General features: G+C 72.2%; 13 protein-coding genes. 3 read left to right on the top strand and 10 right to left on the bottom strand.

Annotated features, from left to right (window positions below; all coding sequences use genetic code 11):
* Nucleotides 1–48: 48 nt before the first annotated feature.
* From RV986_RS25290 to RV986_RS25275, 4 genes are all read right to left on the bottom strand, one after another.
* Nucleotides 49–2,508, bottom strand: a complete 2,460-nt coding sequence (locus RV986_RS25290) for a hypothetical protein (protein WP_475919584.1) — start codon at nucleotides 2,506–2,508, stop codon at nucleotides 49–51.
* A gap of 81 nt (nucleotides 2,509–2,589) precedes the next feature.
* Nucleotides 2,590–4,131: an AAA family ATPase gene (locus RV986_RS25285; RefSeq protein WP_475919583.1), complete on the bottom strand. Its 1,542-nt coding sequence runs from the start codon at nucleotides 4,129–4,131 to the stop codon at nucleotides 2,590–2,592.
* Nucleotides 4,128–4,724: a 4Fe-4S cluster-binding domain-containing protein gene (locus RV986_RS25280; RefSeq protein ID WP_475919582.1), complete on the bottom strand. Its 597-nt coding sequence runs from the start codon at nucleotides 4,722–4,724 to the stop codon at nucleotides 4,128–4,130. The genes RV986_RS25285 and RV986_RS25280 overlap by 4 nt, the downstream gene beginning before the upstream one ends.
* Nucleotides 4,715–4,915: a DUF2997 domain-containing protein gene (locus RV986_RS25275; protein ID WP_475919581.1), complete on the bottom strand. Its 201-nt coding sequence runs from the start codon at nucleotides 4,913–4,915 to the stop codon at nucleotides 4,715–4,717. The genes RV986_RS25280 and RV986_RS25275 overlap by 10 nt, the downstream gene beginning before the upstream one ends.
* A 105-nt stretch (nucleotides 4,916–5,020) precedes the next feature.
* Here RV986_RS25275 and RV986_RS25270 point away from each other — a divergent pair, with 105 nt between their 5' ends.
* Both RV986_RS25270 and RV986_RS25265 read left to right on the top strand, forming a co-directional pair.
* The gene (locus tag RV986_RS25270; RefSeq protein WP_475919580.1) at nucleotides 5,021–5,329 is read left to right on the top strand and encodes a trypco2 family protein; all 309 of its coding nucleotides are present in this window, start codon (nucleotides 5,021–5,023) and stop codon (nucleotides 5,327–5,329) included.
* Nucleotides 5,326–8,562 carry an NACHT domain-containing protein gene (locus RV986_RS25265; RefSeq protein ID WP_475919579.1) on the top strand — a complete coding sequence of 1,079 codons (3,237 nt, stop codon included), beginning with the start codon at nucleotides 5,326–5,328 and terminating at the stop codon, nucleotides 8,560–8,562. The genes RV986_RS25270 and RV986_RS25265 overlap by 4 nt, the downstream gene beginning before the upstream one ends.
* Nucleotides 8,563–8,634: 72 nt before the next feature.
* Here the strand turns inward: RV986_RS25265 and RV986_RS25260 are convergent, their stop codons facing one another.
* The 4 genes from RV986_RS25260 to RV986_RS25245 all read right to left on the bottom strand — a co-directional run bounded on the left by RV986_RS25260 (nucleotide 8,635) and on the right by RV986_RS25245 (nucleotide 10,165).
* On the bottom strand, nucleotides 8,635–9,003 hold the full coding sequence (locus tag RV986_RS25260; protein ID WP_475919578.1) for an STAS domain-containing protein: 369 nt from the start codon (nucleotides 9,001–9,003) through the stop codon (nucleotides 8,635–8,637).
* Between the two features lie 229 nt (nucleotides 9,004–9,232).
* Entirely contained in the window at nucleotides 9,233–9,613 is a 381-nt protein-coding gene (locus RV986_RS25255; protein WP_475919577.1) for an STAS domain-containing protein, read from the bottom strand.
* 57 nt (nucleotides 9,614–9,670) lie between these two features.
* Nucleotides 9,671–9,949 carry a hypothetical protein gene (locus RV986_RS25250; protein WP_475919576.1) on the bottom strand — a complete coding sequence of 93 codons (279 nt, stop codon included), beginning with the start codon at nucleotides 9,947–9,949 and terminating at the stop codon, nucleotides 9,671–9,673.
* A gap of 12 nt (nucleotides 9,950–9,961) precedes the next feature.
* A complete protein-coding gene (locus RV986_RS25245) occupies nucleotides 9,962–10,165 on the bottom strand; it encodes a hypothetical protein (protein WP_475919575.1) in 204 nt (67 codons plus the stop codon).
* A 535-nt stretch (nucleotides 10,166–10,700) separates the two neighbouring features.
* Between RV986_RS25245 and RV986_RS25240 the strand changes: the two genes are divergently transcribed.
* Nucleotides 10,701–11,705, top strand: a complete 1,005-nt coding sequence (locus RV986_RS25240) for an acyl-CoA desaturase (RefSeq protein ID WP_475919574.1) — start codon at nucleotides 10,701–10,703, stop codon at nucleotides 11,703–11,705.
* Nucleotides 11,706–11,726: 21 nt separating this feature from the next.
* Here RV986_RS25240 and RV986_RS25235 read toward each other — a convergent pair whose 3' ends face one another.
* Complete coding sequence (locus RV986_RS25235) at nucleotides 11,727–12,311, bottom strand: DUF5994 family protein (RefSeq protein WP_475919573.1); 585 nt, start codon at nucleotides 12,309–12,311, stop codon at nucleotides 11,727–11,729.
* 168 nt (nucleotides 12,312–12,479) lie between these two features.
* Entirely contained in the window at nucleotides 12,480–12,827 is a 348-nt protein-coding gene (locus RV986_RS25230; protein WP_475919572.1) for a hypothetical protein, read from the bottom strand.
* Nucleotides 12,828–13,180: the final 353 nt, after the last annotated feature.

The raw sequence follows: 13,180 nt of genomic DNA, 5'->3' as shown, positions 1-13,180 counted from the left end.
TCGGGGCTTGCTCCTGGTGCGGTCTTACAGCCGGTCTCACATGCGGTCTCACAGGCTGATGTCGTACTCACCGGCGGACAGGGTGGCGAGGTCGCCGATCTCGCCGATCTCGATGTCGAAGCGGAAGCGGTACTCCAGCAGGTCGTGCAGGAGTTCCAGGTACTCCCGTGCCGCCGCGGGCAGATCCGGCGCGGCCCGCGCGCCGGTCACGACGCCCAGGTCCGCGGGCACGCAGGCCACCAGGGGTCTGGCGATCAGCGAGGGCAGCGACCAGGTGCGCAGGTCGTAGAGGTCGGTGTGGCCCGCGTCGTACCCGACGGCGAGGAACTCGCCCCTCGGGGAGAGGTGGGCGCTGGTGACCGCGGGCCAGGCCTTCTCCGGCTGGGACGACCACTTCTGCTCCAGCGACTGGGCGTCCAGGACGACGATCTGTCCCCTCTCGTCGACGAGGACGACCTCGCCGCGGCCGGGGAGTGCTTCGAGGCCGCGGATCATCCCGGCGTTGACAGCGCCGGGGACCAGCTTTCGGCCCTTGCGTGTCAGCTGCTGGATGGTGCCGCGTTTGCTCGCCACGACCAGCGAGTCGGCGCCGGTGAACACCGCCCGGCCGATGATCATCCCGCCGTCGCCGTGGGCCACGACCTTGGTGGCGGTGCCGTCCGTGACGGCCAGCTCGCGGGCGAGGACCGCCAGCCGGCCGGATTCGAGGTGCGCCGTCACCGCCCGGGGCCAGTCGCTCTGGGGGTTCAGGCCGAGCTTCTGCACGGAGACCGCCTCGACCGTGCCGTCCGGTGCCCCCAGCAGGATCCGGCCCCCGCGCGTTCCGGCGGCGAAGGCGCCGTCCGTGGTCCTCAGGGTGAGCGCGGTGATGGGGCCGTCTTTGTGCAGCACCTGGTGGCCGCCGTCGCCGCAGCGCACGAGCCGGCGGCTCGCGTGGCTGTTGTTGGTGCGTTCCGCGCCGACGAACGAACCGCCGCCGGTGTGCACCACGTATCCGACCGAGGAGTGGAAACAGTCGTAGCGCTCGATCAGCTGTCCCCGTGTCAGGTCGACGACGCCGGCGACCTGTTGGGTTCCCGCGATCGCCAGCAGGGGAGCGTCGGGGGCGAAGGAGACGTCGTTGACCCTGCCGTAGAAGTGGATACGGCTGCTGCGCGTGACCGTCGGCCACCAGTCCTGCAGCCCCCGCACCAACCTGCGCGCCGACTCGGGGTCGGCCCGCCGCATCATCTCGAAGACCCGGCGGCCGTCCTCGTCGCGCGGCGCCCAGTCCCCGAAGAGAGCCATCAGCCCGAGCCCGACGGAGGGGGCCACGTCCTGCACCGTGTTCCACAGCTGCGGCCATTCCCCGCGCGCCGCGAGCTGCCGGGCCAGATAGGCGAGCTCGTCCTCCGCCATCTCCGGTATCCGCGCCCGCCGGTCGCTGCCCACCAGGATCCGCACCAGATCCAGGCCGCCGGTGGCGCGCATGGCCTGCTGGAGCCGGGTGCGGGTCTCCGGGGCGGCGGAGGCGTAGGCGAGTTCCAGCAGCCGGCCGTCGGGGTCCATGCCCCGGTACTGGTCCAGCTGCCCGGTCAGCAGGAAGAACACGACCCGCCGGACGGGGTCCTTGGGGGCGAGCCGCTTCTCGACGCAGAGCGGCACCAGCTCCGGGACGGACAGCGCCTCGTCGCAGAGGGCCTCCACCAGCTCCGGTGTGAGCGCCGCCAGGATCTTGCGGCGGGCGATGTCCCCCAGCGGATGGCCGGTGCGTGCGGCTGCCCGGAACAGGGCCGCACGGGTGGCCGGTCCGGTCAGCCGGGAGACGTCCGGCTCCAGGACGACGAGACTCGCGCCGCGTTCCGGCTCTCCCGGAGCGGGTGCCTGCCACGCGGACAGGGCGGTCAGCAGCCGCTGGTCGGGGGAGTGCAGCCAGGCGGTCCACAGCGCGGCCAGCGCCTCGGCGGGCGGTGCTGCCGCGGCGCGCAGCAGTACGGAGGTCAGCGGGGGCAGGTCCGTGGGGACCGGCGCGGACGCGGGCCCGTCGGCGGTGTGCTCGAAGGGGCGCGAGGCGATCCGCCACAGCGCCCGCGACAGCTCTCCGGTGGCGGTCGTACAGGCCGTTTCCACGGAGTGCCGGATCTGCGGGTCCGGGTCGGACAGCAACTCGTGTACGGCATCGGCCTGTTCCGGGGGCCAGAGGTCCGACAGCCGCTCGTGCAGGGCGGCCGTCCGGAGCCGGGCGAGGCCGTGCGGCGCCAACGCCCCGGTGTCCAGGACGACCTGACGCAGATCCGGATCGCGGGTGGTGTCCCAGCGCTCGGCGATCACTTCACCGGCGGCCTGCCGTCGTGGATGGCCGTCCTCCCGCGCGGCGCGCGACAGCAGCGCCACGGCCTGCGGATCGCCCTCCAGCGCGGTCGCGGAGAGCCGCCGCCAGGCTCCGCGCGCCCTGAAGCCCCACCACGAGGTGGCGTTCTCCCCCGCGGACACGCGCAGCCAGCGCTCGCTCCGCCGTTCGCTCAGCACCGGCCTGCTCCCCCCTGCGGACCCGTCACGCCGTACGTCGTACGCCGTCTCTCGCTGTTTCTCGTTCCCCGCGGTCCTTCGTCACGCCAGTTCCAGCCGTACCTGCGCCTTGGCCGCCCGTTCGGCCTCGGCGAAGGAGGCGGACTGTGCCCGCCCGTCGCGCAGCCACATCCGCAGGTTCTCGATGGACTCCCGCTGGGAGCGGCTGAGCGGGACCAGCCGCCCGATCGCCTCGACGATGTCACCGGTGGTGATGTCCCGGTCCTCGGCGAAGGCCCGGTACATGGCGTCGACGACGGCCTGTTCCAGCTCGGCGCCCACACAGCCGTCGGACAGCCGCGCGAGCTGCGCCGTGTCGAACCGGCCGGGGTCGCGGCGCCGCTTGCGCAGGTGCACGTGGAGGATCTCGCGGCGCTCGGCCTCGGTCGGCAGGTCCAGGAAGAAGACCTCGTCGAAGCGGCCGCGGCGCAGCATCTCCGGCGGCAGCGCGGCCACGTCGTTGGCGGTGGCGACGACGAAGACCGGCTTGGTCTTCTCCTGCATCCAGGTGAGGAGGGTGCCCAGAACGCGCTGCGACGTCCCCGAGTCACCGCCCCCGCCGACGGCGAACGACTTCTCCAGCTCGTCGATCCACAGCACGCAGGGCGCCACGGTCTCGGCCAGGGTCAGTGCCTGGCGCACCCGTTCCTCGGACTCGCCGACCAGCGATCCGAAGAGCGCGCCGACGTCCAGCCGCAGCAGCGGCAGCTGCCACATGCCTCCGATCATCTTGGCGGTCAGGCTCTTGCCGGTACCCGGAATGCCGATGAGCGCCAGCCCCTTCGGGGCGGGCAGCCCGTAGGCCGCCGCCTCGTCGCCGAAGGCGCGCTCGCGCAGGGTGAGCCAGCGCTTCAGCGCCTCCAGACCGCCGAGGTCGTCCGGGGTCTCCTCCGGCGCGGTGAACTCCAGGGCCTGGGAGGAGCGGATGACCGCTTTCTTCTCGGCCAGTACGGCGCCGATGTCCCGGTCGTCGAGCACCTGGTCGCGCACGATCGCCTTGGCGAAGGCACGCCGTGCCTGGGTGGAGGTGAGGCCCAGCGCCGCCTGGGCGAGCCGGGCCATGCCGTGCACGGTCAGCTCGGAGCGGATGCCGCCGGTCGCGGTGATCATACGGTCCAGTTCGGACCGCAGGGCCTCGGCGTCGGGCAGCGGCAGGTCCAGGATCACGGCGTCGTCGTTGAGCTCCCGGGGCACCTCACGGACGGGCATGGTGACCACCAGCGAAGACCCGGTGTACACCAGCTCGTGCGCCAGGTTGCGGACCTTGCGCCGGACGACCGGGCTCTTCGACCAGAACTCGTGGAAGTCCTTCAGTACGTAGAGGTCGCGCTTCTTGGGCGCGGCCTTCACCATCTCGCCGATCTTCTCCAGGGCCTTTTCCGGAGTCGGCGCCTGGGGCATGCTGCGTCCGGCCGCCGACCGGAACCCGTCGGCGATGTCCCAGCTGACGAGGTCCCCGGACGCGTCCCGAGCCGTACGCGCCGCGTCCAGCACCGCGAGCGCGCGCTGTTCCTCCACCGTGACCAGTACCAGAAGCGGGACACGGGCCCGCAGATACAGGCCGATGTCATTCTCGATGGTCACCGTGGACCGCCCTCCCACATCTGCATGCCCGTCAGGGTGATCGAGCCGTCCGCACCGATCACCAACTCCGCCTCGGGTACGTCGGCCAGGTCCGCGGCGCCGTACCGGTCGGTCAGTGCCCAGTACTCCTTGTTGGACGAGCCGCGCAGCCCGGCGCCCAGCCGCAGCCGCGCGTTGTACCGCCCGGCGATGACCAGGTCCGCGTCGGCCACCGCCGCGGCACGGCGCGTGTCGCTCTCCACCTCGGCGCGGGTGAACCCCGTCAGGACGATGATGCCGAGGTTCGTACGACGCCGGATCGCGGCACAGAACGCCCCGGTCGCGTCCGGCTGTTCCAGGGGCTCACCACCGGTCAGGGTCACTCCCTCGATGCCGTCGGTGGCGAGCACCTCGTCGACCACGTCCGCGACCCGCCGCACCTCGGCTCCGTGCGGGGAATGCGTGTGCGGATTGAAGCAGCCGGAGCAGCCCAGACCGCACCCCTGGCTCCACACCACGAAACGCACGCCCGGACCGTTCGCCGCACTGCGGGGGAGCGTCGAATGCAGCCGCCACCGGGGATCGGCGGCGGCCGGTTCACCCGCTACTCCCATAGCCGGTCGTGGTGTTCCTCGCCGATCTCGACGTACGCCTCGGCGGTGAGTTCCTGCGCCTCCACCTCGCCGCCGAGCCGGGAGATCAGTTCCTGGGTGTCGGCCAGGCATGCCATGCCCTCCACACCTTGGAGGTGCATCTCGACCCGTCCGTCCGCCCTGATGGTCACTTCGAGGATCTCGTCGGCCAACTCGTCCCCCCGGATCGGCTTCTGACCTGATTGACCGGCAATATATCTTTCCGAGGAGAGTCGCGTCAGGAGATCCGCACGACCCGGGAGACCGAGGAGGGTGGGATGGCGGCCGTGGAACTGGCGGAACTGATCGCGCAGTTGAGGGCGGAACTCGCCGAGGCCATGCGCGCCGGTGAGGACGCCGGGCTGCGGTTCGAACTGGGACCGGTCGAGCTGGAGCTGGCCCTCGCCGTGGGCAAGGAGGGCGGGGCCGGGGGAAAGGTCAGGTTCTGGGTCGCGGAACTGGGGACCGAGGGCAAGGTGTCCCACACCGCCACCCAGCGGATCAAGCTGGTGCTGGAGCCCCGGATCACCGGATCCCCCGATCGCAGGCCGTTGATCTCCGGCGAGGAAGTCGACGGCGAGCGGTGAGTACCGGGACCCTCGACCGTGCTCGTGTCGCCGAGCTGCTGGTGACCCACACCGAGGGGCGGCGGCGCGGTTCGGGCTACCGGGCCACCGCCGAGGTGGTCCTGACCGCCGCCCACCTGCTGGAGGACGCCGTCTTCGTACGCGTACGGTTCGAGCCCGATCTGCCCGGAGAGTGGACCACGGACGCGGTGTCCTGGTCGGCCGACGCGGCCTCGGACATCGCCGTGGTGACCATCCCGCCACGGCCGGGCGAACCGGCGCCCGCGCCGGCCCGGTTCGGGCGCATCGGGACACGGGCCGCCCAACTGCCGGTGCAGGCGGTGGGTTTCCCCCGGTGGAAGCTGCGCCGCGACCGCGGTGGTTCGCGTGCGGCGGACACCGGGAACACGGGCACCCGGACCACGACGACCTGGTTCAGGGACAGCGCGCACGTGGTCGGGTCGGTGGCGCTCCTGTCGCACTGGCGGGAGCGGACCCTGGAGGTGGTCGTGTCCGCCCGGCCCGCGCTCCTCGCCCCCGGGACGGGCGGCGCGGTGTCTCCGTGGGAGGGCATGTCGGGGGCCGCGCTGTGGGCGGAGGACCGGATCGTCGGCGTGGTCACCCAGCACCACCCGGGGGACGACCTGGGGATCCTGACCGCCGCGCGGTTCGACCTGGCGCTCGACGGACTCGATGCCGAGCGGCGGGCCCGGCTGCGGGAACTGCTGTCGGTGCCCGAGCGGTCCACGCAGTTGCCCGACGTGGTGCCGGCCCCCGACCGGGCGGACGAGGAGTTCGCCGACAGGTACCGCGCCTTCGTGGCACGCACACTGAACCGCTTCGAGTTCTTCGGCGTGGACCCGCGAGGCATCCCGCGCCGCCACACCTTCGCCACCGGCTACGTCCCCCTCACGGTGAGCCCGCGGGACACCGGCGACGAGCCGAAGAACGCCGTGACCGCCGGAGTCCGGGCCGACCAGGCCCTCGGAGACCAGGAGCGCGCCCTGGTGCGCGGCGTGGCCGGCTCGGGCAAGAGCACACTGCTGCGCTGGCTCGGCGTGCACGCCGCGCGGTCCTCGCGGTCCGCGCAGGACACGGGGGACCCGGCCCCCGTGCCGTTCGTCCTGGAGCTGGCGCGGTTCAGCGGCGGCCGGCCGCCCTCCCTGGACGAGCTGATCGCCCCCGTGCTGCGCCCGGAGATGCCCGCGGGCTGGGTACGGCGCATGCTGGCGGCGGGCCGTGTGCTGCTGCTCCTCGACGGCCTGGACGAGATACCCCCGCGTGAGCGGGTGCACGTCGAGGACTGGGTGGACGAGCATGTGGACGCGCACCCCGGCACCCGGTGCATCGTCTCCACCCGCCCCTCCGCGGTGGCCGAGCAGTGGTGGGCGGACCGTGGTTTCCAGCGGTACGACCTGCTGCCGATGAGCCGTCACAGCATCGACCAGTACGTGCACGGCTGGCACGACGCGGCCCGCGACGACCAGCCCGCCACCGCCCTCGGCGACGAGGTGCGCAGGGAACTGACCCGCTGTGAGCGGCAGTTGCTGATCACCCTGTCCAACCGGCCCGCGCTGCGCGGGATGAGCGCCAACCCGCTGCTGTGCGGGCTGCTGTGCGCGCTGCACCTGGAACGCGCGGAGCATCTGCCGGAGAGCCGCAAGCAGGTCTACGACGCGGCCCTGGACCTGCTGCTGGTGCGCTGGCCGCATCTGCGGCTGCGGCACCGCGCGCTGGACGACGGCGAGCGGGCCGGCGGCGCGTCCGACGGCTCCGCACCCGACTCGGGCGTCGGGGCCGAACCGCCGCTGCGTGGCGAGGGGATGCTGAAACTCCTCCAGCGGATCGCGTTCTGGCTGGTCACCAACCGCCAGCTGGTGCTGACCCCGCAGCTCGCCCGGCGCCGGGTGCAGTCGTCCATGCTCGGGCTGCGCGGCGACGGGGACCCGGAACGGGTGCTGCAGTACCTGGCTCACCAGAGCGGGGTCGTACGCGAACTGCCCGACGGCTCGCTGGAGTTCGTACACCGGACCTTCCGTGACCACCTCGCGGCGAAGGAGGTGGTCGAGGAGGACAACCTGCCGCTGCTGCTGGACAACGCCGACAAGCCGCACTGGCACGACGTGGTGGTGATGGCGGGCGCGCACGCCCGTCCCTCCGAACGGATCCTGCTGCTGCGGCAGTTGCTGGAGCGCGGCGACGCCGAACCCGGCCACAGCGACGCCCTGTACCTGCTCGCGGCCGCCATCCTGGAGCAGACCGACGTCCTCCCGGAGCAGGACGGGAACTCGCCCGACGTCCGCGTTCAGGTCAACAGGGCCATAGCCAAGCTGATTCCGCCCCGCGGCCAGGCCGCCGCCGACCAGCTCGCCGAGGCCGGCCCGTTCGTCCTCGACCTGCTGCCCGACCCCCGAAGCGTCGATGAGGAGCAGGCCGTGCTGGTGGTGCGCGCGGTGGCCCGGATCGCGGCCCGCTGGAACCCGCCCGGCGGCGTCGAGAAGATCCTCCAGTACATCGTGGCGGGCTTCTCCAGCCGCATGATCAACGAACTGCTGGAGGCGTGGGGCCGGCACGGGGACTACGAGACGTACGCGCGTGACGTGCTCGGCGAGATCGACTTCAGCCGGTTCGACGTCGAGTTGCAGAACGGCCGCCGCATCGACCACATCCGCCATCTGAGAACCATCCGCACCCTGACGCTGCGCAACAGCGTCTTCGATCTGAGCCCGCTCGCCGACCTGCCCGACCTGCGCCGCCTCACCCTGCGCGACAACGACATGACCTCGCTCCGCCCCCTGGCCGGGGCCCGCTCGCTGCGGGTCCTCGTCCTGGACCGGTGCGCCAGGAACGCAGGCGCCCTGCCCGTGGACCTGTCCCCGCTGCGCGAGCTGCGGCTGTCCAGGCTCGTCATCTCCGGCATCACCACCCAGGCGGACCTGGCCAGGCTGGCCGGCGTACGGCTGGACAGCCTGCGCCTGGAATCACGCCCGCGCGGCCTGGAACGCCTCCCGGCCGGCCTGCACGTACGCCGTCTGAGCCTGGTGGCCGGCGCGCGGGGGATCAGGTTCGACGAGGTGAGCGGCATCCGCTCGGTCATCCTCAACTGGTCACCGGAGGCGGACCTGCCCGCCATGACCGCCGGACTGCCGGACCTGCGCCGGCTCGTCCTGCGCCGGGTCCCCCCGGACACCCCCGTCCCCTCACTCCCCGGCATCCGGATCACCACCTGCCCCGTCCACCCGCCGACGGGCTGAACCGGGCGGACACTGCCGAAGGCAGCGGCTCCAGTTGTGTACAGGCACCGCATCGCGTATCGGCCGACGGCGTCACGTGGCTCGGCCCGGCGCCGCGAGGTTCGCGGGCACGTCCTGCCAGGCGTCCTGGGCGCTGGCGTACGGGGGGAACCGGTCCAGGAGATCGGCGGCCCGGAACACGAGGATCGCGCACGGCCGGGTGTACACGACGCGCACCCACCCCAGCCGTTCGCGGCAGTCCTCCCACGCCGAGCACAGCGGCGCCAGGACGCTGCCGTCCATGAACGTCACGCCGCTCAGATCGACGATGAGGTACGGGCGGCAGGTGCCTCGGCGGGCGTCCTGCAGGGCGTGGGCGAAGGCCGGGGCGGTCGTCAGATCCAGCTCGCCGCCCGCCCGGACCACGTGGCACTCGTCGAACAGGTCGGGATGCAGGCCCATATGACCCAACTCCTAGGTCTGTGGGGTGGCTTTCGCCTTGCGCAGTGCCTCTGTTGCGCGGTGCGGGACTGCACGGAGAGGGCCGGGGTCACGGGCTGCCGTACGGTCAGCGTACGGCCGTGCGGGGCGGCCGGTCGTGGAGCTTCGGGGATGTGCGGAAATACCGGCTGATGGGGAGGTATCCGACCGGTTCTGGCGGCCGCGGGGGCGAAAGCCGATCGGCGCGCTGTCAGCTCGACGGGGGAGCCGCCGCGCGGAGGTCCTGGAGGAGGGACGGCGGCACCGGAGCCGTCGGAGTGCCGAGGAGCAGGGGAGTGGAGCCGGTGCGTGCGAGGAGCCGCGCGGTCGGTGGGGACGGGTGGTGCAGCCGCAGCGACGCCTGCGTCGTGGTGGCGTGTTCCGACACGTCGAGGAAGACGTTCAGGCCGCTGTTGTCGCAGGAACCGACCGTGGTCAGGTCGACGTCGATGGTGGCGATGCCGTCGCCGAGGCACCGCTCGAGAGCGGCGCGCACCAGAGGTGCCGTGGCCGAGTCGATCTCACCGGCCAGGGTGACGAGCGCGCGACTCCCCCGGTCGTGCCGGTAGATGTTCAGGCGCGGAAGAGTCATGGCGTGTGCCTCGGTTCCTGGGATCCGCCGGTCGACGAAGGGGAGTGTCCGGACGGCTCACCTCTCGTTGTGGGCGGTGCGGCTCCGGTGGCGGCGCGGCGGGAAGCGGCCGCGGCCTCCGTCGCGGTGGTCGCGTCGGTCGGCCCGCGTCGTCTCGGACGGGTCCGGCTGGGCGGCCGGCCGGGCCGTGTTGTGGCCGTGCCGGCGGCTGGGCAGAAGGCTGCTGTACCGGTGCACGGCGATCCTTTCGGCGTGCTGGCTGTTGAGCCGGTGGATCACGTACGCCGCCGCCGCGATGAGCAGCAGGAACGCGGCGATGGTCAGGTAGATGTCCATGGTGCTGGCGCCTCACCTTCCGACGACGAGGCGGCTGGGCCGGCCGGAGACGGCCGCGGAGACGGGGGCGAAGGCGCCGTGGTGAGCCCGGTCGGCGGCGATGAGCGCGGTCGCGGTCGGCGGCGGGCCGTCGCCGTCGGTGTTCAGCGCGAGGCGGGCGGGCGGAGCCGCGACGGGTGCACGCCGTGGCAGGGTTGCTTCGAAGGTCGCGGACATGATGCGGACCCGTCTCCGGGCTGTCCCCTGGGGCCACGGCCCGGCTTCATCGCTCACCGAGAACGACCCGGCGTGGAGCCGGTGTGCGAAATGCTCTCGGTACCGTCCACCGTACTCTCGCCCGCACTCTGGCGGTTGGGGCGGCCGACAGGAGTACGGTGGGGTCTGCCGAGGGCACGTCGTACGCCGGTGACCTGACCGGTCTCGTCCTCGTCGCGCAGCGGACACGGGCCGCTTTGGTCCGGGGCAGGTTCCGCCCTATGACATCCGAAAGCCGCGCACCGACCTGACAGTCCCTGGTGGGTCCGGCCGACCCCGAAGCGTGTCCGTTCCGCGGAGTGCGGGGATGCGCCGCGGACCTGACGCACACCGACCCCCGCGCCACCTGATTGCCTCCCCTCAGCTCCCCTCCTCTCCCCTTTCTCCTCCCCTTTCATTTCTTTCGTCGGCGCGTTCCCTTTCATCCGCAGGACCGCCGAAGAGACGCAGCCCGTGACCCCGGCCGCACTGTTCGCCCCGAGGTCAAGGAGTGCCCATGTCTCTCAGCTCTGTCCGCCGTCCGTCCGGCGCCCCGCCGGACGTCGTCCAGCCGCCCGCCGCGGGGTACGACGGGACCGGAGCCTTCCCGTCCCACGGTCCGATTCCCGCCCGCAGCAGGGGCGAGCGGCTGTACGTGACCATCACGGCGCTGATCGTCGTGCTGCCGTTCCTGGCGCTCGGCCTGGCAGGCCGGCTGCTCTGGGGCAGCCTCATCCATCCCGCCGACATCGTGCTCGCCCTCGTCCTGTACACGGTCACGGGACTGGGCGTGACCGTCGGCTTCCACCGCGGCTTCACCCACAGCAGCTACCGGGCCGTGCGGCCGTTGCGCATCGCGCTCGCGGTGGCCGGGTCGATGAGCTTCCAGGGCGAGGTCATCGGCTGGGTCGCCACCCACCGTCGCCACCACGCCTTCACCGACCGGCCGGGTGATCCGCACTCCCCGTACCGCTACGGCACGCATCTGCGCGGCCAGCTGCGCGGGCTGGCGCACGCGCACGTCGGCTGGCTGTTCCGCAACGACCGCACGCCCGCGGAGCGGTACGCGCCCGATCTGCTGGCCGACCGCGACATCCACGCCGTTTCCCGGGCCTTCCCGGCCCTGTGCGTCCTCACGCTCGCGCTGCCGTTCGCGCTGGGATGGGCGATCGGCGGTTCCTGGCTGCACGGGCTGACTGCCCTGCTGTGGGCGGGAGTCGTGCGTATCGCTCTGCTCCAGCACGTCACCTGGAGCGTGAACTCCCTCTGCCACGTGATCGGTGAGCGGCCCTTCCGGACCCGCCGCCATGACCGGGCCACCAATGTGTGGCCGCTGGCCCTGCTCTCCTTCGGCGAGAGCTGGCACAACCTCCACCACGCCGATCCGACCAGCGCCCGGCACGGTGTCGACCGCGGTCAGCTCGACCCGTCCGCCGCCGTCATCCGCCTCTTCGAACGCCTCGGCTGGGTACGGGATGTGCGCTGGCCCACGCCGGACCGCATCGCCGCCCGCCGGGTGTGAGACGGCCGGCGGGCCCGGCCCCTACGAGCGGTCCGCCGTGGGGGCCGCGGCGGCCGGGTAGGCGGTGGTGTCACCCTCGTCCTCCCCGGTCTCCCCGGTCTCCGCGGACCCCGCGGAATCCTGGTCCCCGTCGGCCACGGAGCAGCCGTGGAGGGCGTGTTCCGCCGCCATGAGCGCGCTCGCGGTCGTCCGCGGGTCGGAGCTCCCGCTCGCGGCGGCCATCAGACGTGCGGCCGCCGGGGCGCTGGTCTCCGGCGGGATCACCAGCAGGTCCCAGCGGCCCGCGGTGTAGGACAGCAACAGGATCTCGTGGGGATCCAACTCCCGTGTGAACCAACCGACCTTCACCGCATGGCCGTTGACGGGCACGCGACTCGGGATGGTGGGCCAGTACGTCGGGTTGACGGCGATCCGGGTGATCCGCCCCCACAGCGGATCCAGTACGTCGGCCAGAGCGGAGAGCTCGTGGCTGAGGTCCCGGGAGCGGGGCCACCAGGCGCCGTCCAGAAGCCCTGGGGACGTGTTCACGGGATTCAGCGCGAGGCGGACGGTCGGCGCCCTGAAGGGCACGATCCGCAGCTGGGCTCGTTCGGTGGTCGCGGACATCGCGCGCACCCGTTCTCCCGGCGGCTGCCCGTGGGCGGCGGCCCGGTGTCGTCACTCGCCGAGAACGACACCGGCATGAAGGCCGGTGTGCGAAATACTCTCGATGGCTCCACGCTACTCCCCGGACCCGCCGAACGGACCCGGCGGACGGGACGGAGCGGTGAGCACCTACATGCGCAGCAGCCTCTGTGTGATCTCCCTGTACTGCCTCAGTGCGAGCCTGAGTTCGGTCGAGGGCGATTCGGGGTCCTGGTCCTGCCAGCCCGCGTGAAGCACGTGCCGGCGTTCGGTGAGGGCGCTCATGAGGTGAGCGACGGCCTCGTCGAATGCGCCCTCGGCCTCTTCCAAGGCCTGGCGTGGGCTGTCGGGGAAGGTGTTGATGGCGTGCTGGAGCCGTAGGCCGAGCTCGTCCGCTTTGTCCGACGGGACCAGCGGCTCCGGACCCGGCGTTCGGCGCCCGGCGGAACCGGGCCGTTGGTCCGGGGACTGCTGGGCGCGTGTCTGGTCGTACATCATCGTGTGCCGCTTCCCTGTGCGTGGTGCCGGCCGGACGTCATGGGTGACGGCGGGGTCGTACGTGGGCGTCGGACCCGTTCGACCTTTCCCTGCCGTTCGAGGGTTTTGTGACGGGCGGCCCGGCCCAGCGGAATCCGTGACATCGCCGGGCCTCCGGATCGCGGGGATTTCCTGGTTCCGCGGGGGCCGGGCGGAGCGGGAAGGGGGAATGCCGCGCCCGAATGATCCGGAGTGACATGGCCCAACGCCGTGCCTGTCAGTCAACGCCCGGAGCCTTCCGGAGTCAACGTGATGTCGACACGGGGCGACACGGGGCGACACGGGGCGACACGGGGCGACACGGGGGAGTTCTT

It is taken from the genome of Streptomyces sp. RLA012, from assembly GCF_056270325.1.
Note: the sequence above shows the minus strand (reverse complement) of the source record. Positions and strands in the feature narration are given on the sequence as shown.

Bases quoted from the DNA above. Each gene is read 5' to 3' on its own strand.
- RV986_RS25280 (WP_475919582.1), bottom strand. From the start codon at position 4,724: ATGGGAGTAGCGGGTGAACCGGCCGCCGCCGATCCCCGGTGGCGGCTG.
- RV986_RS25270 (WP_475919580.1), top strand. From the start codon at position 5,021: ATGGCGGCCGTGGAACTGGCGGAACTGATCGCGCAGTTGAGGGCGGAA.
- RV986_RS25260 (WP_475919578.1), bottom strand. From the start codon at position 9,003: ATGGGCCTGCATCCCGACCTGTTCGACGAGTGCCACGTGGTCCGGGCG.
- RV986_RS25255 (WP_475919577.1), bottom strand. From the start codon at position 9,613: ATGACTCTTCCGCGCCTGAACATCTACCGGCACGACCGGGGGAGTCGC.
- RV986_RS25250 (WP_475919576.1), bottom strand. From the start codon at position 9,949: ATGGACATCTACCTGACCATCGCCGCGTTCCTGCTGCTCATCGCGGCG.
- RV986_RS25245 (WP_475919575.1), bottom strand. From the start codon at position 10,165: ATGTCCGCGACCTTCGAAGCAACCCTGCCACGGCGTGCACCCGTCGCG.
- RV986_RS25240 (WP_475919574.1), top strand. From the start codon at position 10,701: ATGTCTCTCAGCTCTGTCCGCCGTCCGTCCGGCGCCCCGCCGGACGTC.
- RV986_RS25235 (WP_475919573.1), bottom strand. From the start codon at position 12,311: ATGTCCGCGACCACCGAACGAGCCCAGCTGCGGATCGTGCCCTTCAGG.
- RV986_RS25230 (WP_475919572.1), bottom strand. From the start codon at position 12,827: ATGATGTACGACCAGACACGCGCCCAGCAGTCCCCGGACCAACGGCCC.